This is a genomic window from Pseudomonas frederiksbergensis (assembly GCF_000802155.2).
In the GTDB taxonomy this organism is placed as follows: domain Bacteria; phylum Pseudomonadota; class Gammaproteobacteria; order Pseudomonadales; family Pseudomonadaceae; genus Aquipseudomonas; species Aquipseudomonas frederiksbergensis_A.
Genome location: NZ_JQGJ02000001.1, coordinates 216,917 through 242,300, shown reverse-complemented (window position 1 = coordinate 242,300; position 25,384 = coordinate 216,917). Strand labels below are relative to the sequence as shown.

Sequence of the window (25,384 nt, the reverse complement as noted above, 5' to 3'; positions counted from 1 at the left end):
ATAAGCAGGAATATGGGCAATGGCTAGGCCTCGTCCCGATTTCGGCATCGGCTGCGTGCATCACTCAATCTGACACTACTCCAGGTAATACTTATCCCATCCTTGCGAATCAACGGGCCGCCGGGGAGTTTGGTCACGCCCCGGTCATGCCCACCTGAAGCAGGCTGCGCCGGGTGAGGCAGGCTGGTGACCTTGAAGCGGATGGCGCTTTCACGTCATCGATCATGCGGCACCCTTGAGTTGGGAATCGAAAATGATCTGTACCGCCGGGCTTCGAAGCAGGCTTGCCGGCGTGACGGTACGGCGTTGCCAAGGAATCCGGCCAAAGTACCACAGCCGCCAGAACGCGAGATTTGGATCAGCATTGTCTTGCAGCAAGGTCGCGAACGTTTCCACGTGTCCGACCTGGATATTGGTCGCTTCTTCGATGACCTCACGAACGAAACGAGAACAGAACTGGCGCCGCGAGCTGATGTTGAAACCGGTGTCGTAAAACGTGCCTAGCCGATGATCAGCGGCCTTTTTCAGCGCCTTGCGTTGCGTGTCGGTGAGAGAGCGCGTGAGCCTCGCGATTGCGCAATGCCCGTGCTCGGAGCGCTGGAGGAAGCGAGAGAGCGAGGTGGTGCGTGAAAACGGAAAGGTACTTTCGGCAATCAACGGCTCATCGCCGCTGTCGTCGACCACCACGCCCACGTGGTTTGTCCATGCGTTCGTCGCGTTGGCGACCTCCAGGAACGGGCGTGCGGTGACGCGGATAAACACCATGTCGCCAATTCGCAGGTCATCCGCGAGTGGCCCACCGGGTGCTGGGGAATCAAGTGCTGCGGTTTTGTTGATAAACATGCTGGTCGCTCGGCTGTCTGGAGTTTTCAGCATGGGGAGGAGGTGGCGTATTTCGCAACGTTCTAATCATAATTTCGCTAAGCTTATACCAACGGTATCGGATATCAATACTTATGACTCAAATTGTCCAACTCATCTCCACCCTGAAAAAGCGCCTCAAGGCTGCCGGCCTGACCTATCGCGACGTGGCCCAAGCGCTCGACTTGTCGGAGCCCAGTGTAAAACGCCTGTTGGCCAGCGGACGCCTGACAGTCGAACGCCTGGCCCAGCTCTGTGAACTGCTGGGCATGACGATGGCTGAATTGCTTGAGGAGGCGGAGCGATCAACCCCACGCCTGCAAATGCTGGCGCGGGAACAGGAAGCGCAACTGGTTTCGAACGAAAAGCTCTTGCTGGTGGCGGTGTGTGCGCTGAATCACTGGTCGCTGGACGACATCGTGTCTGCCTACAGCGTTACCAAAGCCGAATGCATCAGCCACTTGATTGTGCTGGAACGGATGGGACTGGCGGACCTGAAGCCGGGAAATCGCATCAGGCTGCTGGTAGCGCGGGATTTTGATTGGCTGCCGGACGGCCCTATCCGAGGGTTCTTCCTCAAACAGGGCTTGCCGGACTTCATGGCCAGCCGATTCGACAGCCCCGACGAAACCCTGCACTTCGCCCATGGCATGCTGACCCATCCCGCTTACGCCCAGTTGCAAGCCGAAATCCACAAATTGCGCAGCAAGCTGGCGGCGCTTCACGACGAATCGTTGGCCGCGCCGCTGTCCGAAAAACGGGGGACTGCCTTGTTGCTGGCGATGCGCGTCTGGGAGCCGCAGGCGTTCAGGAGGCTGAAGCGGGGTTAACCGATAAGGAGGGCCTTATCGGGCTGGAACAGGGGTCACTTCAGATTGCTCTGGAAGAAGCGCGTCAACTTATCGAAAGGAATCAGATCGACCCGATCATACAGATCGACATGCCCGGCCCCAGGAATGATCACCAGTTCCTTGGGCTGACCGGCAAGCTTGTAGGCCTCTTCGCTGAATTCCCTGGAGTGCGCATCGGCGCCCGCGATGAAGAGCATCGGATGGGGCGAAATGGTCTCGATGTCATTGAGTGGGTAGAAGTTCATGAACTTGATGTTGCTGGTCAGCGTCGGGTGCGTGGTCAGGTCCCTGGACGAGCTCGATGGCGTGAACTCGCCGCGTGGCGTGCGGTAGAAATCGAAGAATTCGCGTTGGATCGGATGGGTATTTTCATCCAACTGATGCACCGTACCGCTGGTGTACAGCGTTTCACCGCCAGCGAACTCCACGTTACGCTGCTGTGTTGCTTGGGCAATGATGGCTCGGCGTTGATCGAGCGTCTGGGAGTGCTTCAACCCGTTGCGATTGACGCCGCCCATGTCATACATGCTCACAGTCGCAATGGCTTTCATGCGTGGGTCGATCTTGGCGGCGCTGATCACGAAGCTGCCGCTGCCACAGATGCCGATGACGCCAATCCGCTCCTTGTCGACGAAAGGCTGGGCGCTGAGAAAATCCACGGCGGCGCTGAAGTCCTCGGCGTAGATATCCGGCGAGACCGCGTTGCGTGGCCGCCCCTCGCTTTCGCCCCAGAATGAGAGGTCCAGGGAAAGCGTCACGAAGCCTTTTTCCGCCATCTTCGTGGCATAGAGATTGGCGCTTTGCTCCTTAACCGCCCCCATCGGGTGGCCCACGACAATTGCCGGATTGCTGGTCTTGCCGTTGAGTTTTTTCGGGATGAACAGGTTGCCCGCGACGTTCATTTGATACTGGTTCTTGAAATTGACCTTTTGCACGGTCACTTCATCGCTGGTGTAGAAGTTGTCTGCGCCGTTGGACATATCGGCTCCTATCGCTGAAAGAGACGTGACGAAAAGCGTTAATAAAACGAGGATTTTTTTCATGGGGGCCTGTCGATGTGGGTTATCGATCGTGGGTAAACGTCACTTTCACGGACTCCGGCCCCAGGGCTTGGGCGAGACCAGAGGCGTCGTTGATATGACCCAGGCGCGTATACGCGTAGGTTGAGTCGAAGTCCTTGTAGAACACGACCAGGGTGTCCTTGCCGTACAGCATCAGGTCACCGTTGCGGATCGTTCCCGGCCTGCTCGCCTTGGCGGGTAGCGGTTGGGGTAGGGTTGCGTATTTCTCGTTGCGATTGAGATCGCTCATCTCCAGCGCCAGCGGCAATAGCCCGGCAAGCGCCCGGGCGGCAGCGCTGTCGGTCAAGGTGATGGCGAAGCGCTGTTCACCGACGCTCATCCACATAGCCGTTTCCTCCGTTGCGGAAGATGCCGACGCGGCGCCGTTGATCGTTGCGTAGCTGCCAAGCACGAGCATCACCAGCAACAACAAAAGCCGGGCCGACCTCATCGCAGTTGTCCATGGGTTTCTATTCATGGGGCACATGGTGACCGGTGGGCAGTGGTGCGACTAGCTAATTAATGCTTAACAGGGTTATAAGCGTGGCTAATCAATCCGCTTGAAGTGCTTTCGCCATGGTCAAAAGAAATCTCAACGATCTGCTGTCTTTCGTCACGGTGGCGAGGGAGGGCAGCTTCACCCGCGCTGCCGGCGCATTGGGCGTCACCCAGTCGGCTCTGAGCCAGGCGATCAGTGGTCTTGAAGCACGCCTGCAGATCCGCTTGCTCACGCGGACCACCCGCAGCGTTTCGCCGACCATTGCGGGCGAACGCCTGCTGCACGCCATCGGCAATCGTTTCGATGAGATCGAAACCGAGTTGGATAGGCTCACGGAAATGCGCGACAAGCCCGCCGGCATCGTCCGCATCACCTGCGGCGACCATGTCTTGCGCACCACCTTGCTGCCGAAACTGACCGGGTTGCTGCACGACTACCCGGATATCAACGTCGAGTTTGATGTCAGCTACGGCTTTCGTGACATCGTCGCCGACCGTTTCGATGCAGGGGTGCGTTTGGGCGACACCATCGACAAGGACATGGTGGCGGTGCCGATCGGCCCACCCTTGCGGATGGGCGCCGTGGCTTCGCCAGAGTACTTCGCCAGCCGCCCCATCCCCGGGCATCCTCGCGACCTGATGAACCATCGCTGTATCAACCAGCGCATGCCGACCTCCGGCGGGCTCTATGTCTGGGATTTCGAGCAACGCGGCAAGCAAGTAAACGTGCGGGTGGACGGCCAGCTCATCTTCAACACGTCGACGCACATCGTGCAGGCGGCAGTGGCCGGGCTGGGCATTGCCTACCTGCCGGAAGAAGAATTTGAACCGTACCTTCAGGAGGGTCGGTTGGTGCGGGTATTGGAAGCGTGGTGCCCGCCATTCTCCGGCTACTATTTGTACTATCCGAGCCGGCGACAACCGTCACCTGCATTTACACTGGTTGCCAATGCGTTGCGCAAGGACGCCCAGGGGGATGCCTCGAAACCTTTGCCTGCTGGCCCGTAAGACCAAAAAGCACCAGCCGTCGTTTTCAGAGTGCTGTTGGCGGCTGGCCCTTTGAAGGTCGCTCCCTATGAAGCGATGTCTGATACAGAAACCGTTTTGGTGTCGCTATAAATAAATAAAAGCAAGAAGGATTAGGTCGAGTCCTAGGATGACTCTGCCAAAATTGCAGAGATTTCCAACGCTTTCTTTATAGCTATTCTTATAGAGGCACCACCATGGTCCGGCCACTACAATACTTTGGCCATTTTTTGCATGGGGATACGCCATTATCATCAGGCTTATATAAGTCAAGCCCAGTAACGAAAAAACATATGTGATCATTGTTTGTACTCTATGGGGCCAGTGCTGTAGTTGGGCCCCGGAATGCCGCCCATAAGTCCGCCATAGGCGCAAAGTGTTCCGTCGGGGTTCAGTTGTCCTCCTAAGAACAGACCGGCTCGGCCCGGCGCCCCGGATACGACTCCACCGTTGGGAATATGATCTTTCCAGTCAGGACCACAATTTGTTTCTGGTGGAGGGGGCAGTTCACATACTAGTATCGCAGCACCCAATCCGCCGACTCCAAGGGATCCTATGGCGGTAGGATCTCCTTGAATATAGGACGCACAGTACATCCCAAGACAAGCGGTAAGGCCGTAACGAACGACCTGTTTTCCTGGCATAAGCGTAGGGCCGTTGGGATAACCCATAAGTCCTTTAGGATCGATAACATTCAACGGATTGGCCGTTGCATATTCGTAAGTATTCAAACCACCCGCCAACCCAATCGGATCACTCTGCACATAGCGTCCAGTTTTCGGGTCGTAATCACGAAAATAGTTATAGTGGAGTCCAGTCTCGACATCGTAGTACTGACCGGGAAAGCGCAGATTGATTTCCAGTTGTCCGCCGGCTTCCTTAGTACCAAATGCATCGGAAACCCACTCCCATACCTTGGTTCGCGCCGCGTTCGTTGCGATCCGCGGTGTGTTGAGGTGGTCGCTATGGAGGTAGAACTCGGCGCTGTTTGCTGGCGCGCCCGTTGCACCGTAGCTCACACTGATCCCGCCCAAGGGCACTCCTTCGAGCCAGATATAGAACTGACTTTTCAGCTTCTTGCCTTGGTTATCGAATACGTGCTCGCCAAGAAGTTCGCCACTCAACCCGTAGATAAATGTTGTAGTGCCTTGAGAGGTGATTTTTTTGGTTCGTTGGCCGAAAGCGTTGTAGCGGAACCGAGCTTTGACAGCACCCTTGATTTTCACTTTGCTCAGGCGATTCTGCTCGTCGTAGGAAAACTGACGATTGGCGCGGTCTGCGGTCAGGTTGCCTGCCGCGTCGAAGTCTACCGAGTGGGTGCCTGCCTGCGTCAACCGATTGTTGCTCGTCCCATACTGATAAGACGTGCCAGCGGTGACACGCAACTCGCCGTCAATCAACGTGCTGAGCGCTTTTCGGGTGCGGTTACCCGCAGGGTCATAAACGTAAGTCATCCGGTTGAAAGCCGTAGATTCTCCTATCAGGCGATCCAGCGGGTCATAGCTGTAATCAAGGTTGCCGAGTGAACCGCGTTGCATTTGGGTGATATTTCCATGGGCATCATAGGCGTAGGTCTTGCTCTGGCCTGCAACGGTTTGAGCGGTAAGCCGGTAGTCCAGATCGTAGGTACGTTGAAGCGTAGTCCCGTTGGCCCAGGTCAGGTTTTTAAGCGGACCGAAAGGTTGATACGTGATGTTGCTGGCGAGCGCGGTCGGCTGCCCCGTGCTGCGCCGGACCTGCACTTGGCTGATCTGCCCAGCGGTGTTGCGTGAGTAGACGATGCTGAAACCTGTTGGATAATCGATCCTGCTCAACCGATTGGCGACATCGTATCCATAGCCGATTTGTTCTGGCTGAGTCGCTGTGTTTGCGGGCGCTGTTTGCCGCTGGGCTGTAACGTTGCCTTGGGCGTCGTAGGTGTAATTCAGCACGCCGTTGACGTCCTCCACGGCTGTCAGTCGGCCGACGCCTTTGTTACCGGCGGCAATCGAATCGTAGTGGAATTGAATGTCCAGTGCCGGGTTCGTCAGATAGCGGCGGGCGGTCAGGCGATTGAGCGCATCGTAGGTAAAAGTCGTGACCACACCACGCGCGTCCACCTGTTGCGTTACGTTGCCTGCGGTATCGTACTGATAGTCAGTGGCGCCGCTGTCAGGGCTGTTCAACCGCGTCAGGTTCCCCAGGCCGTCGTATTGATATTGGGTGGTTACACCACGTGGGTCGCGGACGTGCGTGAGGTTATCTTGAACGTCGTACTCAAGTTGGGTGATGCCATTAAGCGGGTCAGTATTCGTCACCAATCGGTTCAACGAGTCAAAGGCCCGTTGGTGAATGTGATTGCGGGGATTGGTCAGCGCGATCGGATTATCGTTGAGGTCGTACTGTCTCTGGCTTGTCTGGCCGGCCGCACCCACTGAGCGCAGCAAGCGACCCAGTTCGTCCGGTAAATTTTAAGGTGTTACCAAAACCATCAGTAACGGTCGCAATGTTGTCTAAATAGGTAATGCTCAGCGTGCTACCTGATTTAATAAGCGCAATTAGCCTTCCGTTGCTATCAAATTCAAGTGAGCGATTATTGCGGGCGTGATAGCTCCGACGGTCCGACTGATAGACGAGCGTTCCTGTTTCGGGTGGCCTAGCCTCATAAGACGTTCCTTTTTTATCAAAAAACGATCGACTGCCATTCAGGTGAATAAGTGGGATGGAGCGCTGTAAAACGATACATATATAGTGTGTTTGTAACCTTGTGTTGTGATCCAGCAAAGCAGTCACCACGCTGGCAGTCAGGAAAACGGCCAATAGCCACCGATCGCTGTGCGTCACCTACAATCACTTGTGTATTTGACTTCCCGCGGCGTAGGACAACTTTTCCCGCTTGGTCGCTTTCAGAACACGTTTAGTCGTCCATGTGCAATCGCCACCTTTCGGGAGTGGCAAGCTGTGAAGATGCCCCGGACCAAGTGCGCCAAAGACACCTGGCCGGCGAGCAAGAATGGCGATCGGATTTGCCACGTAACCGTGACGTGGGCCGCACGCCCTAGCCAAGACTCCGAACGACCACCGCCACGCGGCGCTGTCGTTCGAGATGCCGAGGTACGTTTATGCCTGATGAGACGCTTCACCTGCCTCTGATTCACAGCGTGCTGGCGCGCGAGAAGGACACTCCCGGTGCCTTGTTGCCCATCCTCCATGCCATCCAGGAAGGTTGCGGGTACGTTCCCGACACCGCCGTCCCTGAAATCGCCCATGCCCTCAACCTCAGCCAGGCTGAAGTGCGCGGCGTCATCAGCTTCTACCATGACTTTCGCACCACGCCACCGGCGCGCCATACCCTGCGCCTGTGCCGGGCCGAGTCGTGCCAGAGCATGGGGGCCGAGGGCCTGGCGGCGCAGTTGCGCGAACAGCTTTCGCTGGACGATCACGGCACCAGTGCCGACGGAGCGATCAGCCTGCGGCCGGTCTATTGCCTCGGCGCTTGCGTCTGTTCGCCGGCCCTGGAGCTGGATGGTGAACTGCATGCACGGCTGACCCCGGAACGCCTGCGCCAATTGGTGAATGGCTGCCTGGAGGATGGCCCATGCTGACCTTGTGCGTTCCCCGTGATTCAGTGGCCCGCGCCGTCGGTGCGGACAAGGTGGCCGATGCGCTGGTCCGCGAGGCCGAACGGCGCCAATTGCCGTTGCAGTTGTTGCGCACCAGTTCCCGCGGGCTTTATTGGCTGGAACCGTTGGTAGAGCTGGAGACGCCCGAAGGGCGCTTGGGTTTTGGTCCGGTCACCGCCCAGGACGTGCCGGGCCTGCTGGATGCACTGGCGAGTGATCCAGGCAGCCACCCATCGGCATTGGGACTGGTTGAGCACATTCCCTATCTCAAGAGTCAGCAACGCCTGCTGTTCGCACGTGCCGGCATCACCCAGCCGTTGTCCCTGGATGACTACCGCGCCCAGGGCGGTTTCCTCGGGCTGGCCCGGGCGATCCAGTTGGACGGTGCCGAGGTGGTCGCTCAAGTGCTCGACTCCGGCCTGCGTGGTCGGGGTGGGGCGGCATTCCCGGCGGGCATCAAGTGGCGCACCGTACGTGACGCGCAAGGGCCGCAGAAGTACGTGGTCTGCAACGCCGACGAAGGCGATTCCGGCACCTTCGCCGACCGCATGCTGATGGAAGGCGACCCGTTCCTGTTGATCGAAGGCATGATCATCGCCGGCATCGCCGTGGGCGCGACGATGGGTTACATCTACGTGCGTTCGGAATACCCGGACGCCGTCAGCACGCTGAACGAAGCACTGCGCATCGCCCGCGACGCCGGTTACCTGGGCGCGGATGTGGGCGGCAGTGGCTGCGCCTTCGAACTTGAAGTGCGGGTCGGCGCTGGCGCCTACATCTGTGGCGAGGAAACGGCGCTGCTCGAATCCCTCGAAGGCAAGCGCGGCACGGTGCGCGCCAAGCCGCCACTGCCGGCGTTGCAAGGCCTGTTCGGTTTGCCGACGCTGGTGCATAACGTGGTGACGCTGGCCTCGGTGCCGGTGATCCTGGAGAAAGGCGCGCAGTTCTATCGTGATTTCGGCATGGGCCGTTCCCTGGGCACCATGCCATTCCAATTGGCTGGCAACGTCCGCCGTGGCGGCCTGGTGGAGCGGGCGTTCGGCCTGAGCCTGCGCGAATTGGTGCAGGAGTACGGCGGCGGTACCGCGAGTGGTCGTCCGCTGAAGGCCGCGCAAGTTGGCGGGCCCCTAGGCGCCTGGGTGCCACCGGCGCAATTCGATACGCCGCTGGACTACGAAGCGTTCGCCGCCATGGGCGCGATGCTCGGCCACGGTGGCGTGGTGGTCGCCGATGACAGCCTGGACATGGCCAGGATGGCCCGGTTCGCCTTGCAATTCTGCGCCGAGGAATCCTGCGGCAAATGCACGCCGTGCCGCATCGGTTCGACCCGTGGCGTCGAGGTGGTGGATCGCCTGCTCGCCAGCACCGATGCCAATGCCCGCCAGGACCAGGCGCTGTTGCTGCAAGACCTCTGCGACACCCTGCAATACGGCTCGCTCTGCGCCCTCGGTGGGATGACGTCCTACCCCGTCGCCAGCGCCCTCAAGCATTTCCCCGCCGACTTCGGTCTGGCGACCCCGGAGGCCGACCAATGATCACGATCTTCGATCCAGCCAGCGACATCGACCTGGGCACCCCGGCCCGCGAAAGCGACGTGCAGGTCAGCCTGACCATCGACGGGCGCGAAATCAGCGTCCCCTCCGGCACGTCGGTAATGCGCGCGGCGGCCTTGCTCGGCACCACCATCCCCAAACTGTGCGCCACCGACAGCATGGAGGCCTTTGGCTCTTGCCGCATGTGCCTGGTGGAAATCGACGGCATGCGCGGTTATCCCGCATCCTGCACCACGCCGGTAACCGACGGCATGGTGGTGCGCACGCAAACGTCCAAGCTCGCCACGCTGCGCCGCAACGTGATGGAGCTGTACATTTCCGACCACCCGCTGGACTGCCTCACGTGCCCGGCCAACGGCAACTGCGAATTGCAGACCGTGGCGGGGCAGGTGGGCTTGCGCGAGGTGCGCTACGGCTACGAAGGCGCCAATCACCTGGCCGAAGCCAAGGACGTGTCCAACCCGTATTTCGACTACGACCCGAGCAAGTGCATCGTTTGCAGTCGCTGCGTGCGCGCTTGCGAGGAAATCCAGGGCACCTTTGCCTTGACCATCAGCGGGCGCGGCTTCGATTCCCGGGTGGAAGCGGCTGGCGGCGAGAACTTCCTCGACTCCGAATGCGTGTCCTGTGGCGCCTGCGTCCAAGCCTGCCCGACGGCCACGCTGATCGACAAAAGCGTGGTGGAGATCGGCCAGCCGGAGCGCAGCGTCATCACTACCTGCGCCTATTGCGGCGTGGGCTGCTCGTTCCGCGCCGAGATGAAAGGCGAACAACTGGTGCGCATGGTCCCGGACAAGAACGGCCAGGCCAACCACGGCCACTCCTGCGTCAAGGGCCGCTTCGCCTGGGGCTACGCCACGCATCCGGATCGCATCACCACGCCGATGATCCGCAAGCACATCCACGACCCGTGGCAGGAAGTCAGCTGGGACGAGGCGGTCACCTATGCGGCCAGTGAACTGCGGCGCATCCAGCTCAAGTACGGGCGCGATTCCATCGGCGGCATCACCTCCAGCCGCTGCACCAACGAAGAAACCTACCTGGTGCAGAAACTGGTGCGCACGGCGTTCGGCAACAACAACGTCGACACCTGCGCCCGTGTCTGCCATTCGCCGACCGGTTATGGCCTCAAGCAAACGCTGGGCGAGTCCGCGGGCACGCAGAATTTCGATTCGGTGATGAAGGCCGACGTCATCCTGGTGATGGGCGCCAACCCCACCGATGCGCATCCGGTATTCGGCTCGCAACTCAAGCGCCGGCTGCGCCAGGGTGCCCGGTTGATCGTCATCGACCCACGGCGCATCGACCTGGTGGATTCGCCCCATGCCCGTGCCGAGCTGCATTTGCAACTGCGTCCGGGCACCAACGTGGCGATGCTTAACGCGCTGGCCCATGTGATTGCCACCGAAGGCTTGATTGACCAACCCTTTGTCGAGGCGCGTTGCGAGCCTGCTGACTTTGCCCGCTGGCGCAATTTCGTCAGCCTGCCGGAAAATTCCCCCGAGGCCCTGGGCCCGGTCTGCGGCGTGCCTGCCGAGCAGATTCGCGCCGCCGCGCGCCTCTACGCCACGGGCGGCAACGCGGCCATCTACTATGGGCTCGGCGTCACCGAACACAGCCAGGGCAGCACCTCGGTGATGGGCATCGCCAACCTCGCCATGGCCACCGGCAATATCGGCCGAGAAGGCGTCGGCGTGAACCCGTTGCGCGGCCAGAACAATGTCCAGGGTTCGTGTGACATGGGCTCGTTCCCGCATGAGCTGCCCGGCTACCGGCACATCTCCAACGAAGCGGTGCGCACCCAGTTCGAACAGGCCTGGAACGTGACCCTGCAACCCGACCCGGGCCTGCGCATCCCGAACATGTTCGAGGCGGCGCTGGACGGCACCTTCAAAGCGCTTTACTGCCAAGGCGAGGACATCGCCCAGAGCGATCCCAACACCCAACATGTGACGGCTGCGTTGTCCGCTCTGGAATGCGTGATCGTCCAGGACATTTTCCTCAATGAAACGGCCAAGTTCGCCCACGTGTTCCTGCCGGGCAGCTCGTTCCTGGAAAAGGACGGCACCTTCACCAACGCCGAGCGCCGCATCTCCCGCGTGCGCAAGGTGATGGACCCATTGGCCGGTAAAGCCGACTGGGAAGCCACCATCGCCCTGGCAGACGCCCTGGGCTACAAGATGCACTACAACCATCCTTCGGAAATCATGGATGAAATCGCCCGCCTGACGCCGACATTCAGCCGCGTCAGCTACGCCGAACTGGAGCGTCACGGCAGCCTGCAATGGCCGTGCAACGACGCCGCGCCGGACGGCACGCCGACCATGCACATGGAGGAGTTCGTGCGCGGCAAAGGACGTTTCATGCTCACCGGCTACGTACCCACCGACGAGAAGGTCAACGGTCGTTATCCGCTGTTGCTGACCACCGGACGCATCCTCAGCCAGTACAACGTCGGCGCCCAGACCCGGCGCACCGACAACGTCGCCTGGCACGAGGAAGATCGCCTGGAAATCCACCCGACCGACGCCGAAAACCGTGGTATCGCCGAAGACGATTGGGTCGGCATCAGCAGCCGCGCCGGGCAGACCGTGCTACGGGCCAAGGTGACCGAGCGGGTGGCGCCGGGCGTGGTCTACACCACGTTCCACTTCCCCGAGTCCGGGGCCAACGTGATCACCACCGACAACTCCGACTGGGCCACCAACTGCCCGGAATACAAAGTGACGGCGGTGGAGATCGTGCGGGTCAGCCAGCCTTCGCAATGGCAGAAGCGTTATCAGGCCTTCAGCGATGAACAACGCCGCTTGCTCAAGGAGCGTCGACATGCGGAAAAAGCCGAGGTGCGTCGATGAGCGCTCAGAACCTGATCAAGATGGCCAACGAGATCGCCCGTTATTTCGCCACCGAGCCTGACCAGGCGCTGGCGGTGGCTGGCATTCGACAACACATCAAGAACTTCTGGACGCCCGCCATGCGCCGGGACCTGGGGGCGTGGCAGGAAAAATATCCGGATGCGGTGTTGCATCCATTGGTGTTGGCGGCGTTGAAAGAGCCGGAGGGAGTCACTTAAGCAAAACTATCTGTGCCCCTGTGCCCCTGTGCCCCTGTGCCCTTGTGGCGAGGGGATTTATCCCCGCTCGGCTGCGCAGCAGTCGTAACCAGTCAGCACGGTTAATTAGATGCAACGCGGTGCCTGGTATGGGGTTGCTGCGCAACCCAGCGGGGCGGTGCGACGTTTCGCTAAATCCCCTCGCCACAGTATTATGAGATGGCTCAGGTCTGGGGCTGCTGCGACGTCCAGTGTTTCATCTCTTCAGCAATAAAATGATTCACCAGATCGCTGTACATCTTCTCGATGGCATCCGGGTCCAGCCCCTCGGCCTCGGCCCATTCCCGCCGAGTCGTCAACATTGCCTTGAAGCGCTCCGGTGCACGTACCGACGTGGCCGATGTCTTGAACTTCGACGCAGCGAGTACGTATTGAAAGCGTCTGCCCAACAGTTTGATGACGGCTTGGTCGAGGGCATCGATTTCCTGGCGGATGTCTTCCATGCCGGTGCATTGCGCAGGGGATAGGTGGTTTTTTACTTCCATTTAGGTTTATTCCATTTGTGGTAGATGGTCTATTTGCTGTGGCAGCTTACTCTGGATATTGGCTCTACAGCCGGCCTGGATGTTTTTGGGTTTGGCGTAACCGACCTGATTCTTACGGTCATACTCCGATCCATTGTGGGAGCGAGCCTGCTCCGGGCGGCGTTCCGACGAAAGCGGTGGGTCAGCTTGCATCTGCATTCGCTGTGCCGCCGCTTTCGCGAGCAGGCTCGCTCCCACAAAAAGAGGTCAGCTTTCGAGGCCGCGTTGTTCGATGACGCCGAATACGTCTGTCGCGTCCTGCACCAGAATGCGGGCAACGTTGGTCAGGGTGTTGATGTCGCTGGTGGAGGAGTCGCGCAGGCTGGAGCAGGCTACGAGGGTCAGGAAATCGAGCGTGGCGTGCAGGCGTTCGCTGACGCAGGCGTGAAGTTCGGGCAGTGGGGCGCGGCTGTCGATCAGTAGGACGGGGTGGGTGGTGGCGGTTTGGGTTAGGGGGGTGTAGCGGGCGGACGGTTCATTCGTTGTCATAAGATTGCACTCATTCGATAGAAGGAATCGCCACCTTTTTGCTGCGAATCAAATGGGTGGCAGTTGCGCGAGGGTTCGCAGACCGAGGAACCAATCCAAAACTCGGCAGACCCGTAAGTCTCCCGCGCACAACCGCCATAAAATGAACGCGGGCAAGTTTGCCTGAATTTCATTTGACGGTATCTGAATTTGTTCATTCGGGCTGCGAAACCCAGCCACCAGCCAAAGCCAGCGACGCCCCAACTATAGAAGTCGATCCCACCCCCCCACAACCGACCTGTAGGACGCCCCGACCACCCGTGGCGAGGGAGCTTGCTCCCGCTCGGTGGCGCAGCCGTCGCAAAACCGGGCGCTGCGGTACGTCTGACGAAACGGAGTCGCCAATCCTAGGCCGCTTCGCAGCCCAGCGGGAGCAAGCTCCCTCGCCACGGGTCGTCATTTCCTACGAGATTTTCGGACCGTAAAATCGCGCCACATATCCTGTCATCCGAGACGCTTCACATCTCGGTGATGCTGACCGACAATGCCCGCTCTGCTCCGGGGTAGTTCAGCGGTAGAACACCTGGCTCTTAACCGGGTGGGCGCTGGTTCGAATCCAGCCCCCGGACCCATTATTCGCAGGGTCATCAGCACGTATGCTCAAGGACGACACTGAATCTGACGGAACACAGGGCATCGGCGCGGGCTATGCGGCCTTCCAATTGTCCAAGGCCCTCATCGCCCAAGGCGCCGATTCCGAGCCAGAAGCCCAGGTCCAGGTGGCTCAGCGGATCGCCCGTTGGCAGCAGGTACTGGCGCATGCCGTGCAGGGAACTGTGCAGTACGGCGCCCGCATGCCGATGGCGGATATTCCCGTCTGGGTGACGTTGGAGGTTGCCACGGGCGGGTTTGCCACGGGGCAGCTGCTGGCCGGTGGTCAGCTCAATGAGCACGAGCAAGTGCTGGCAGCATCGATCCCGGGCATCCGTCCGGGTTTTGAACGTCTGGATCTCAATGCGTGGTATCTGACGGATGAAGGGCTCGACGTCTTGCGGGGGTATCTGGGGACGGGCAATTACCGCGTCGATGTTGCGGAAGAGTCGGCCCTGCTGTGCGTGGCGTGGCTGCTGGATCAACATCAAGTGGATGAGGCCCGGGCGCTCATCGAGACGATCACCCCGTTCTTCGATCGCTTGCGCTTCTTTCCATCGCCTTGCGCAAAACCACAATCTTCTTCGGCGCAAGTCCATGTATTCAACGTTGGTGAGATTCGCCAACGGCTCTTGGAGTTGCGGGCTCAGCCACGTCTGGCGGTTCAGAAGCAGGTGATCGAAATCTACCTGCCACTGTACGACGCCGCCGTCGCCCATTTCCTTTTGACTTACCAGGATGAATGGCCGTGCCGGGTTTATCCCGAGGGCTGGCCCGAAGAGGCCGCTTCGCTTTGCACGCGCTTCAACGCATTCCGCGATGCCGAAGAGCACACCATTGGCGCTTCGAAACCACGCCTCTCGGAACTGTTCGCACTGCTCGAACAATGCTCTGGCGACCCAAGCTCGTTGACAGGCCGGCAAGTCGGCCGGATTCGTCAGATCGTTGGGGATTTCGTGCGCAAGCATGGTCTGCCCGACTCCGACCTTCATCGTGAGTACCGGTCCAGACAGCGCGAGGATGTCGCCGCGCCGGGCCACCATGTGCTCGCCAAGGCGGTTGCCAAGCGAATGGAACATTTTCCGGCTGATGATGGCGTATCGGATTTGACGCCCTTGCTTGAGCCGGTCACTGCGCAAGAGGCAAACGCATTTGCCCTTGCGGGCGAGGCTGATCTTCCGCGATCGATTCGCCAGCGCGTGGAGCGCTGCGGTAGCGGTACGATTGCCGAACTGATCGAGCGCGGCTTGATTACGTCGGGCGACACCGTCGCGCGGGTATTGCCGGCGATGACCGCTGACATACGGAGCGCCGGGTTTCGCGACCCCGCCTTGGGCAATCTCTACGCGGCAACTTATCGTGCTTTTCGCCAGCGCCGCTCGTTGTTACTGGTCGATCTCCAAAGCCAGGTCAGGCTGGATGAGCTGCCCTGGGTGGCGCTCATGGAAGGCCAACGACAACGTCACTCGCTCGACGCGGACATCGCTCGGCAGGCGCTTATCGAGGCGTCAGCGCTGACGCTGACTGCCTTTCCCCAGGCGATCCTGCCCAACAAGCTGCTCAAGGAACTGCGTGCCCTCGCCGAAACAGCCGGGCTGGATCTGCCGTTCGTGGACGAAGTCGCTTCGGACATATTCATGGGGGAATTTTCCAACAAGTTCATTGATGCGGCCAGGCGGGCGGGCAGGGCGCTGGCAGGTACCCTGTACGCCCGTTACTACGATATCGATACCCACATCCTGGCGACGCTTCCCGACAAACCCAAGTCGAGAGCGAGCCAACCCTTCTGGCGACGTTCGTCAACAAGCACCGACCCCCTGACGACCTTGTGCGCGCGGCGTGCAAACGCAGAGCTGGGTACCTGGCGTCCCGCAACCAACGGCACCATCATTGAACAGCAACAGATAGTGACCACGCAGAATCTCTCGATACTGTTCTGCGAGCTCGATTTGAAAACACTGTTGTATCCGCGCGTGAGCTCACTCGCCCAGGCCTGTTTTGAATGGATCTGCAGACGCCAGCAGATGCGTATCGAGCATTATCACGGGCGCTTGATCATGCTCAAGAACACGGCTTACGCCTGGCGCCAGATGATTTTTTACCTGTCGATGCTCGATGAATCCGAGACGGCGTCGACTATCGAAGGCATCGAAGCACACTTCGTTAGCCAGCCGATTGCTTTTCAGGAGAAGTTTCGACCTGTGATGATTGGGCTGCGCCTTGCAGCAGCGGGACGTCGCTTGCCGCAACAGAATCGAACCATCGAAGGTGCACGCGTTTTCCTGGGGTGGACGACTGAGTCGCATTAGTTGCGATAAGACGTGCGCTGACGAAGGGCAAGCCGGCTGAAGATTGCCCTGCTCATCGCAAGGCAATAGGTCATGGCTGGGTGCTGTTCACACAACAGCATCCAAGACTAGCCAGTATTTACGTCTCTATGGAACCACCGCTGTTTTTTTCTTCCTGATGTATGTTTTTCTGGTGCCTGAAGGGGGGCAGGAGGTTACGACGTGGCTTGGAATCAGGCACAAGTTTCCCTGCCGAACCTGGCCACAACCGCATTTGGGATCCGGAGCGCCAGGCGAGAACTTAAGCAGCACGTTCCCATGGAGATGTGAATGCGTCGCAGGGAACAGCGCTACTGTGTGTGGACAAGTTTGTCGCTGGTGTGTGGCAACAACATCCCAATCCCAGCCTTTGGCTTGGTAGGCATCTATGGATTCCTGCTTTGGATGCCCATAGACATTCCCGTTGCCCACTGACAACACAAGCTTTTTCGGCCCTCGCTTTAACGGTTTTGGAACATCCGCGACCGTTATTCTTGACCCATGGTGGGGAGCGATCATGCCAGCCAATTTCAGGCGTTTGTTTGTCTGCAAGGAGGGGATAGACGGGAAGTCCGCGTCGCCAGTCATCAAGATAGCTGGGCCCTTGCGATTGGGTTGGACAAACATTGCTATACCGGTGTTGTTTCTGTCCTGCGGCAAATGGGAGGGAGGATCGCAGGCTTCCAGCCAACCCTCGGAGAAATCAATTCGGCGGCAATTGTTTGGCCATAGAAGCATGGCTGGGATTCCAGGAAAGAGATGAACCTTGGTCAATTCGCGATAGAAACTCATCGCCAATGGACCGATCTGGTGCGCTTTGGTCTGAGGCGCGCGTCCAATCCAGAAACGCTGGAGCGCTTGCGCGTTCCATTCGTGCCTGGTCGTTAAGTTCGTTGGGTTGAATGCGCTTCGCTTGATGGCATAAGACCAGTGGTCCATATCCCAATGGGACAGGACTACTGGCGCTACAGTGCGTCTGTCGCAGGCAAAGAAGTCCGGCTGTGAAGGCGGTCGGGTAAAAGAGTGGAAGTTGGGGGCCCAGCCTAAGTCAAAGAAAACCCGGGGATGCTCGTATTGGTCAACTATGGCGTTGCAGTTCCCCTGGCCCACATCGTAGGCGGCAGCGGCGAGGTCGCCCGACGCACGCAGAGAGAAATCCAAGATCGCAGCAATAAAAGTCGCCGGTGTTCGAGCCTCTCCAGAGAGCGTCAACATCCTGTATTCATCCGGTTCCAGCTGCGCTGGAGTCAAGCTTGTGATGTGAAGATAAATAGACTCAGTGTTATCCCCAAACATCACCACCTCGGCGGGAATTGAATGGGCAGCGGCGTGTGAGGCCACCTCGATGCTCACCCATTGGCCGGTATATTCGGCAAGGCCGGAGAACAGCTTCGCTAATGAGTTAAAAGTGGTGCGTAAAGCAAGCAGGTCGAAGATTTGTTCGTCGCTGAAGGTTCTGGCGAATCCATCGAAGATCACCCATCCGCCGGTTTCTTCGTTTTGCTCATCGCGCTCTATTTCGAGGAGTGCCGTGAATTGTCGACGTTTGCCTTCGAAAGCGTCATGTTCCTTCGTCTCGTATTCGCCCATTTTGCGTCCTTGCTGGATTCACCGGCTGATAATTGGCACCGCGCGTATCGCGTCGGCGTCCTGCCGAGAATAATGGCCATCTGATATTGAATAGGCAAGCGAGCGTTGTGTTGAGATCCGGCCTTACTTTTTTGGGACGGTTCAGGGGGCACGTTCCAAACGTAGTGAATTTATAAATAAGTGCTGGGTCATTAAAGGGACGATGGGCTCCATTTCGAGTGCTCTCTGCCTTCTATCCCCAACCAAGGACGGACAATGACCTTCTTTATTTTTCTCCTCGCCTGCTGTGCTGCTGCAAGCACTGGCGTCATTTTCAAACCAGGCCCATGGTACGAATCCCTGGTCAAACCCAGCTTCACGCCGCCCAATTGGCTGTTCCCCGTGGCCTGGTCGGTTATTTACCTGCTGCTGGCCTGGGCAGGGTACCGCTTGAGCCTGATACCGGGAAGCCAATTGGCGCTGTCGTTGTGGGCGGCGCAGATTGCGCTTAACACGTTGTGGACGCCGGTGTTTTTCGCCGCGCATCACATGATCGCCGGCATGGTGATCATCGCGCTGCTCTGGCTGGTCGTGGCCGCGATGGTGGTGTTGGCGTTGCGCCTGGACGTGATCACCGGGTTGATCCTGTTTCCCTACCTGGCGTGGCTTTGCGTGGCTGCTGCGCTGAACTTCTCCATCCTGCGCAACAATCGCTGACGGCGCGAACCAAAGCCAGCACGCATCGCCTTTGCACCCATCACGCCGGTTTCAGGCATTGAATAAGCCCAGAACACCCTGTCGACTGGAGCCAAGCCGCTCTGCTGTCTGCTAACCAGCGCGGCCATGCCGGTCTTGGCGAGATCAGACAAAAAAGCGACGCTCACAGCTAACTGACTCGGGAGCGTAGGCGGGTAACGTGGCTCAACTGTTTACCGCAGAGCCAACTTCACGAGGGATTGGATCAGACATCCAGGGTGTGCCGCTTTCAGGAGGAGCGAAAACCAACCAGCACCGACAGTCCCTCGACACGCCTCACTGTCGATAAGAGAACAACAATGACCAGCCCGACCTTCAAGGATTCGAACGGCCACCTGGCGCAGGGCTTCAAGCCTCGTCACGTCACCATGCTTTCAATTGCCGGGATTATCGGCGCAGGCCTGTTTGTCGGATCGGGCCATGCCATCGCCGCCGCAGGCCCCGCCGTGATGCTGGCGTATCTTTTTTCCGGCCTGCTGGTGGTGCTCGTCATGCGCATGCTCGGCGAGATGGCGGTGGCGCGGCCGGATACCGGCTCCTTTTCCACCTACGCCGACCAGGCGATCGGGCGCTGGGCCGGCTTCACCATCGGTTGGCTGTATTGGTGGTTCTGGGTACTGGTGATTCCCATCGAGGCACTGGCCGCCGGTCATGTGCTGAACCAATGGTTTCCCTCCGTCGATGCGTGGCTGTTCGCTTCGGTGTCGATCATCGCCTTGGCGGTGACGAACCTGTTCAGCGTCTCCAAATACGGTGAATTCGAGTTCTGGTTCGCCATGGCCAAGGTGGTGGCGATCATCGGTTTCATCTCCCTGGGCTTCGCGGTCTTGATGGGCTGGATTCCCGAGCGCGAGGCCAGCGGCTTGAGTCGCTTGATGGACGAATATGGCGGCTTCGCGCCCAATGGCTTGTCGGCCGTGGTCGGGGCGTTCATCACGATCATGTTCAGCTTCATCGGGACGGAAGCGGTGACGATCGCTGCCGCCGAGTCCAGCAACCCCGCACAGAACATCGCCAAGGCCACCCGCTCGGTGATCTGGCGCATCGGCGTGTTCTACCTGCTGTCGATCTTCGTGGTGATTTCCGTGGTGCCGTGGAACGATCCTCTCTTGGCTTCGGTGGGTTCCTACCAGCGGGCATTGGAGTTGATGAACATTCCCCACGCCAAGTTCATGGTGGACGTGGTGGTGTTGATCGCCGTGGCCAGTTGCATGAACTCCTCGATCTACATCGCTTCGCGCATGCTCTATTCCCTGGGGCGGCGTGGCGATGCGCCGAGGGCGGTGCAAGTCACGTCGTCCGCCGGGGTGCCCAGGGCAGCGGTGATTGCCAGTACCGTGTTGGGGTTGGGCATCACCTTGTTCAGCTATTTCATGCCGGCCGGGTTGTTCCAGTTCCTACTCGCCAGCTCCGGCGCCATCGCGCTGTTGGTGTACCTGGCAATCGCCGTCTCCCAATTACGCATGCGCCGCCAGCTGGTTCGGCAAGGTGTTGAGCTGGGCTTTCGCATGTGGTTGTTTCCCTGGCTCACCTGGGCGGTAATCCTGTTCATCTGCGGCGCGCTGGCGGTGATGATGGTGACACCCGAGCACCGCAGCGAGGTGAGCACCACCCTTGGCCTGGCCCTGGTCATTTCCTTTATCGGATTGGTGACGTCGCGGCAATCGCCGCAGCCTGAAGAAGCGGTGTCCCTGGGTTAACACTACAAACCTGTGCGAGCTTGCTCGCGATAGCGGTGTGGCAGTCAAATCCCAGCCACTGACCCGACGCCATCGCGAGCAAGCTCGCCCACAGGGGCCTGCGTCTCATCCCCTCGTTTTTCACCGTCCGCCGAAAATCCCTCATCCGCCTCTGGCACTTACCTTTGGCAGCGTTGTCAGTAGTTGGCGCCCGTACGGGTGGAGTTCGCCACAGATGGCGACAATGTCAGCAGGATGACGCTCTTTTTTTGACGCCTTCGGGCTAATGACTCGCATGGATTGCATCGGGACGGTTATTTCTTTTGCGGGTTGACACTCTATGGGTTTGCTCCTTGATCCACGGCATGACATTGACGCCGCGTTGTTAAGTTATCGGCGTGTGTTCTGGTCCCTGGGCTTGTTCAGCGGGGCGATCAATCTGCTAGTGCTGGTGCCGTCGTTGTACATGATGCAGGTCTATGACCGCGTCCTCACCAGTCGCAACGAAACCACTTTGTTCATGCTCACCTTGATCGCCCTCGGGCTGTTCATGTTCAGTGCGTTGATCGAGTGGGTGCGCGGCGAGGTGATGATTCGCATGAGCGCCGGGCTGGACGATGCCTTGGGCGAGCGGATCTTCGATGCGGCGTTCGCCCGCAGCCTGCGCGAGCACAACGCCAACCCGGCGCAAGTGCTGAGTGACCTGGCGACCCTGCGGCAACTGATTACCGGCCAGGGCCTGATCGCCTTGCTCGATGCGCCGTGGTTGCCGATCTTCCTGTTGGTGGCGTTTATCTTTCATCCCTGGTTCGGCGTTTTGACCCTGGTGCTCGCCGTGTTGCTGATCGGCCTGGCGCTGTGGGGCGAGCTGGCGACCCGCACGCGCCTGGGGGAGGCCAATCGACTGGGCGTGCAATCCTCGATCTACGTCAACAGTACCCTTCAGAACGCCGAAGTCATCCAGGCCCTGGGCATGCTCGGGCCGCTGCGCCAACGCTGGAGCCTGCTGCAACAACGGATCATTGCGGCGCAGGCCCACGCCAGCGATCGCGGGGCGCGCATCACCTCGGCGACGCGTTTCGTGCGGATTTCCGGCCAGTCCCTGGCTCTGGGATTGGGCGCGCTGTTGGTGCTTGAAGGGCAGCTCTCGGCGGGCATGATGATCGCCATGTCTTTGTTGTTGGGACGCGCCCTGGCACCGGTGGAAATCGCCATCGGCTCGTGGAAGCAATTCAACAGCGGCCGCCAGAGCTACCAGCGCCTGAGCCAATTGCTTGAGCAACACCCCCGTGATCGCTTGCGCATGCCGCTGCCACCGCCCACGGGTGCGGTGCGCCTGGAGCAAGTGTATGCGGGGCCGCCCGGGGCTTCGCAGCCGATCTTGCGGGGCATCAATTTCAGCCTCGGCAAGGGCGAAGTGCTCGCGGTGGTTGGCCCCAGTGCCAGCGGCAAGTCGACCTTGGCTCGCGCGTTGGTTGGCGTGTGGCCGGCCATGGGGGGCTCGGTGCGCCTGGACGATGCCGAGATCAGCCAGTGGTCCCATGATGCGCTGGGGCCGTACCTCGGTTATCTGCCCCAGGACATCGAGCTGTTCGACGGCAGCGTCGCCGATAATATCGCCCGCTTCGGCGAACAGGACGCCGACAAGATCATCGCCGCCAGCCGCCACGCGGGCATCCACGAAATGATCCTGAGATTTCCCAAGGGCTACGACACGCCGCTGGGCCCCGGCGGGCTGGGTTTGTCGGGCGGCCAGAAGCAGCGTCTGGGCCTGGCGCGTGCACTGTACGGCAGCCCGTCGCTGATCGTGCTCGACGAGCCCAATTCCAATCTGGATGAAGCCGGTGAACTGGCGCTGGTGCAAGCCATTGGTGTGCTGAAGGCCGCCGGCAGCACCGTGGTGTTGATCACCCATAGGCCCAATGTGTTGGCGGTGGTCGATCACATCCTTGTGTTGAAGGACGGCACTCAGCAAGCGTTCGGCCCGCGAGACCGGGTGCTCAAGGCGCTGATGCCGGGGCCAAGGCCAACCGCCGTGCGGGAGGCAAGCAAAGATGCGTGATTTGAAACCGACCGCAGCGGCCCACGGTGAGCATGGCTTGAGCGTGCTCAGCAGCAACACGCTGCCCAGCGCCAGCACTGATGCGGGCGGCGCGGCGCGCTACGGCGTGGTTTTCCTCGCCCTGACCCTGGGCGGTTTTCTGCTTTGGGCGTGCCTGGCACCGCTCGATCAAGGCGTGGTCGGCAGCGGCACCGTGGTGGTGGCGGGGGAGCGCAAGGCGGTGCAGTCGCTGGTGGGCGGCGTGGTGGAGAAACTACTGGTCAGTGACGGTGACCGCGTCAGCCAGGGCCAACTGTTGGTGCAGCTCAACACGGTGCAGGCCCAGTCGCAGTTGGACGTGACCCTGGGCAAGCTGCTCAACGACCGCAGTATCGAGGCGCGGTTGATGGCTGAGCGCCTGGGCGCCGATGAAATCCAGTGGCCGCAGCAATTGCTGGAGCGCGCCGACGAGCCCCGCGTCAAGGCAGCCATGGCCCTGCAGAGCCAATTGTTCATGACCCGACGTGCCGAGCTGGGCAGTCGCTTGCAGATCATCGAGCACGAAATCGGCGCCTTGCAGCAACAGTTGCAGGGCTACGAAGGGGTCAAGCGCAACTACGACGCGCAGATGCGCTTTCAACAACAGGAGCTCGTGGGGCTGCGGGAGCTGGCCCGCGAAGGCTACGTGCCGCGCAACAAGCTCTTCGAGGCCGAGCGCAACGCGGCGCAACTGGCCGGACAGATCGCTTCTGGCATCGGCGACGTCGGCCGCACGCGCCAGGCCATCAACGAGAGTCGGCTCAAGGCGTTGCAGGCGCAGCAGGAATTCCGCCGCGATGCTGAAACCCAGCTCAGCGAAGTGTCGGCCGAAGCCGCCGGCTATGCCGATCAGATCCGCGCCTTGCAATTCGAAGTCGACAACGGTGCGATCCGCGCGCCAGTGGCGGGCCAGGTCATGGATTTGTCCATCCATACGGTGGGCGGTGTCGCCCAGGCCGGGCAAACGTTGATGCAGGTGGTGCCGTTGGACGCACCGATGGCGATCACCGCGCGCTTTGATCCGTTGATGGCCAACAAACTCACTCCCGGGCTGCCCGTGCACGTGCATTTCACCGCCCTGCAACGGGTGGATACGCCGACCGTGACCGGCACGGTCACCACCGTGTCGGCGGATCAGTTGATCGACGAGCAGACCCACCAGCCGTACTTCTCCGCCAAGGTCGAGATTCCCGCCGAGACGGTTGTCTCGTTGCAAAGCGCCGGGCTGCTGGTGCGCCCCGGCATGCTCGCCGACGTCACCGTGGTGACGGGTGAGCGCACCCTGATGAATTACCTGATGAAACCCCTGCGCGAACGCTTGCTGGCTGCCTTCAAAGAGGAATGAGCATGACCGACCGTTGCCGTTATGGCGTCCGTGTGCTGTTGAGCCTGTGCACCAGTTGGGCGGTGATCGGCCCCGCCTGGGCGGCGCAGGGCGGGTTGAGCCTGACCGCCGCCTACGACGCCTCGCGGCTCAATGACCCAACCTTGCAGACCGCGACCCACGCCTACGACGCGTCACGACAGGAGGAGGCGATCGGGCGTGGCGGGCTTTATCCGCAAGTGTCGCTGTCATCGCGTTATGGCTATGGCGGGCGTACGGATGGCGGCGATGACAGCAGTTATGTGAACAGCAACGATTACCAGGCGAACAGCGTGACCCTGGCGGCACAACAACCCCTTTACGATAAGGGGCGCTGGGCGGCGTACCAGGAAGGCAAGGCGCGGGGCGTGCTTGGCAGCCAGCAGTTCGATGTGGCCGGCCAAGCCTTGTTCGATCGCGTCGCCAAGGGCTACTTCGATGTCGCGCGCGCCGAGAATGAACTCAAGTTGATTGCCCAGCAAAAAACCGCCATCCGTGGCTTGGTCGTGCAGAGCAAAAAGCTCTATGAGGGCGGCCAGGGCGCGATTACCGATATCGACGAGGCCCAGGCCCGGCTCGATCTGGTGGAGGCCCAGGAAACCGAAGCCCAGGCGCGCCGCGTGGCTGCGTTGCGGGCGTTGTCGGGGCGTACGAGCGTGCCCATCGACGACATCCAGCCGATGCGCGAAGAGTTGCCCACCGGCAGCCCCATCCCGCCTGAGCAGGATTTGCCTTACTGGACGGCAATCGCTCGCGAGGCCAGCCCCGAATTGGCGGCACGGCTGGCGGCGGTGAAAGTTGCCGAGGCCCAGGCCGACAGCCAGCGCGCCGGGCATTATCCGACGTTGTCGCTGACCACCCAGTTGACCCGTCGGGAAACCCGCCAGTACCAGGAGCTCGATCCGCGCCAGGACACCTATTACGTTGGCGTTCAACTGGACATTCCGTTGTACCGCGGCGGCGCGGTCCGCGCCTCGGTAGCCAAGGCCGAGGCACAGTTGGCTGGCGCCCAGTCGGACTATGACGTGCAGCGCCAGGAACTGGCGGAATCAATCGAGACCGATTACCTGGGCGTGGTCGCGGGGTTCGCCAAGAGCAAGGCGATGCTACGGGCGGTGGAGTCCAACCAGCGGGCGCTGACCTCCACCGAGAAGGGGTTCCAGGGCGGCGTGCGTTCGACCGTCGATATCCTCGACGCCCAGCAACGCTTGTTCCAGGCGCGCCGGGACCTGCTCGATACCAAGCTCGACATGCTGCAAAGCTATGTAAGCCTGCACACCCACACCGGCCAGATGAACCGTGCAGTGCTGGAGCAGGTGCAAAGCCTGTTCTGATCTGAAGTGTGCAATGTTGTTGTGGCGAGGGAGCAACCTCCCTCGCCACAAAGGCAGGTGGAACACAAG

General features: G+C 60.2%; 19 protein-coding genes and 1 tRNA gene. 13 read left to right on the top strand and 7 right to left on the bottom strand.

Annotated elements, in window-relative coordinates; genetic code table 11:
• Positions 1 to 222: 222 nt before the first annotated feature.
• Entirely contained in the window at positions 223 to 843 is a 621-nt protein-coding gene (locus JZ00_RS01040) for a YebB family permuted papain-like enzyme (protein WP_045156154.1), read from the bottom strand.
• A 113-nt stretch (positions 844 to 956) separates the two neighbouring features.
• Here JZ00_RS01040 and JZ00_RS01035 point away from each other — a divergent pair, with 113 nt between their 5' ends.
• Complete coding sequence (locus JZ00_RS01035) at positions 957 to 1,691, top strand: helix-turn-helix domain-containing protein (protein ID WP_039591238.1); 735 nt, start codon at positions 957 to 959, stop codon at positions 1,689 to 1,691.
• Positions 1,692 to 1,726: 35 nt separating this feature from the next.
• On the opposite strand, the gene JZ00_RS01030 is transcribed toward JZ00_RS01035, so the two are convergent.
• A complete protein-coding gene (locus JZ00_RS01030; RefSeq protein ID WP_039591237.1) occupies positions 1,727 to 2,755 on the bottom strand; it encodes an alpha/beta hydrolase in 1,029 nt (342 codons plus the stop codon).
• Positions 2,756 to 2,774: 19 nt separating this feature from the next.
• Complete coding sequence (locus tag JZ00_RS01025) at positions 2,775 to 3,224, bottom strand: cyclophilin-like fold protein (RefSeq protein ID WP_039591234.1); 450 nt, start codon at positions 3,222 to 3,224, stop codon at positions 2,775 to 2,777.
• A 125-nt stretch (positions 3,225 to 3,349) separates the two neighbouring features.
• On the opposite strand from JZ00_RS01025, the gene JZ00_RS01020 reads away from it, so the two are divergent.
• Positions 3,350 to 4,279 carry a LysR family transcriptional regulator gene (locus JZ00_RS01020; protein WP_045156115.1) on the top strand — a complete coding sequence of 310 codons (930 nt, stop codon included), beginning with the start codon at positions 3,350 to 3,352 and terminating at the stop codon, positions 4,277 to 4,279.
• A 317-nt stretch (positions 4,280 to 4,596) separates the two neighbouring features.
• Here JZ00_RS01020 and JZ00_RS01015 read toward each other — a convergent pair whose 3' ends face one another.
• Positions 4,597 to 6,723 carry an RHS repeat-associated core domain-containing protein gene (locus JZ00_RS01015; RefSeq protein WP_235433036.1) on the bottom strand — a complete coding sequence of 709 codons (2,127 nt, stop codon included), beginning with the start codon at positions 6,721 to 6,723 and terminating at the stop codon, positions 4,597 to 4,599.
• A 675-nt stretch (positions 6,724 to 7,398) separates the two neighbouring features.
• On the opposite strand from JZ00_RS01015, the gene JZ00_RS01010 reads away from it, so the two are divergent.
• The 4 genes from JZ00_RS01010 to JZ00_RS00995 are packed head-to-tail and all read left to right on the top strand — an operon-like array spanning position 7,399 to position 12,525.
• Positions 7,399 to 7,881, top strand: coding sequence for a formate dehydrogenase subunit gamma (locus JZ00_RS01010; RefSeq protein ID WP_039591232.1), 483 nt, complete (start codon positions 7,399 to 7,401; stop codon positions 7,879 to 7,881).
• Complete coding sequence (locus tag JZ00_RS01005; RefSeq protein WP_039591230.1) at positions 7,875 to 9,434, top strand: formate dehydrogenase beta subunit; 1,560 nt, start codon at positions 7,875 to 7,877, stop codon at positions 9,432 to 9,434. The genes JZ00_RS01010 and JZ00_RS01005 overlap by 7 nt, the downstream gene beginning before the upstream one ends.
• The gene (gene fdhF, locus JZ00_RS01000) at positions 9,431 to 12,307 is read left to right on the top strand and encodes a formate dehydrogenase subunit alpha (protein ID WP_039591228.1); all 2,877 of its coding nucleotides are present in this window, start codon (positions 9,431 to 9,433) and stop codon (positions 12,305 to 12,307) included. Before JZ00_RS01005 ends, fdhF begins: the two co-directional genes overlap by 4 nt.
• Positions 12,304 to 12,525: a formate dehydrogenase subunit delta gene (locus JZ00_RS00995; RefSeq protein WP_039591225.1), complete on the top strand. Its 222-nt coding sequence runs from the start codon at positions 12,304 to 12,306 to the stop codon at positions 12,523 to 12,525. The genes fdhF and JZ00_RS00995 overlap by 4 nt, the downstream gene beginning before the upstream one ends.
• A 203-nt stretch (positions 12,526 to 12,728) precedes the next feature.
• Here JZ00_RS00995 and JZ00_RS00990 read toward each other — a convergent pair whose 3' ends face one another.
• The gene (locus JZ00_RS00990) at positions 12,729 to 13,049 is read right to left on the bottom strand and encodes an isochorismate lyase (RefSeq protein WP_039591223.1); all 321 of its coding nucleotides are present in this window, start codon (positions 13,047 to 13,049) and stop codon (positions 12,729 to 12,731) included.
• Positions 13,050 to 13,295: 246 nt separating this feature from the next.
• Positions 13,296 to 13,577, bottom strand: a complete 282-nt coding sequence (locus JZ00_RS00985; RefSeq protein WP_039591220.1) for a hypothetical protein — start codon at positions 13,575 to 13,577, stop codon at positions 13,296 to 13,298.
• A gap of 536 nt (positions 13,578 to 14,113) precedes the next feature.
• Here JZ00_RS00985 and JZ00_RS00980 point away from each other — a divergent pair.
• A tRNA-Lys gene (locus JZ00_RS00980) sits at positions 14,114 to 14,188 on the top strand.
• A 24-nt stretch (positions 14,189 to 14,212) separates the two neighbouring features.
• A complete protein-coding gene (locus JZ00_RS00975) occupies positions 14,213 to 16,516 on the top strand; it encodes a hypothetical protein (protein ID WP_039591219.1) in 2,304 nt (767 codons plus the stop codon).
• Positions 16,517 to 16,642: 126 nt separating this feature from the next.
• Here the strand turns inward: JZ00_RS00975 and JZ00_RS00970 are convergent, their stop codons facing one another.
• Positions 16,643 to 18,124: a ComEC/Rec2 family competence protein gene (locus JZ00_RS00970; RefSeq protein WP_039591218.1), complete on the bottom strand. Its 1,482-nt coding sequence runs from the start codon at positions 18,122 to 18,124 to the stop codon at positions 16,643 to 16,645.
• 255 nt (positions 18,125 to 18,379) lie between these two features.
• Here JZ00_RS00970 and tspO point away from each other — a divergent pair, with 255 nt between their 5' ends.
• From tspO to JZ00_RS00945, 5 genes are all read left to right on the top strand, one after another.
• Complete coding sequence (gene tspO, locus JZ00_RS00965; protein ID WP_039591215.1) at positions 18,380 to 18,820, top strand: tryptophan-rich sensory protein TspO; 441 nt, start codon at positions 18,380 to 18,382, stop codon at positions 18,818 to 18,820.
• Between the two features lie 338 nt (positions 18,821 to 19,158).
• Positions 19,159 to 20,559, top strand: coding sequence for an amino acid permease (locus JZ00_RS00960; RefSeq protein WP_039591212.1), 1,401 nt, complete (start codon positions 19,159 to 19,161; stop codon positions 20,557 to 20,559).
• 319 nt (positions 20,560 to 20,878) lie between these two features.
• Complete coding sequence (locus JZ00_RS00955; RefSeq protein WP_039591210.1) at positions 20,879 to 22,600, top strand: type I secretion system permease/ATPase; 1,722 nt, start codon at positions 20,879 to 20,881, stop codon at positions 22,598 to 22,600.
• The gene (locus tag JZ00_RS00950) at positions 22,593 to 23,963 is read left to right on the top strand and encodes an HlyD family type I secretion periplasmic adaptor subunit (RefSeq protein ID WP_039591208.1); all 1,371 of its coding nucleotides are present in this window, start codon (positions 22,593 to 22,595) and stop codon (positions 23,961 to 23,963) included. Before JZ00_RS00955 ends, JZ00_RS00950 begins: the two co-directional genes overlap by 8 nt.
• Positions 23,964 to 23,965: 2 nt before the next feature.
• Positions 23,966 to 25,315, top strand: coding sequence for a TolC family outer membrane protein (locus JZ00_RS00945; protein ID WP_039591205.1), 1,350 nt, complete (start codon positions 23,966 to 23,968; stop codon positions 25,313 to 25,315).
• Positions 25,316 to 25,384 lie beyond the last annotated feature (69 nt).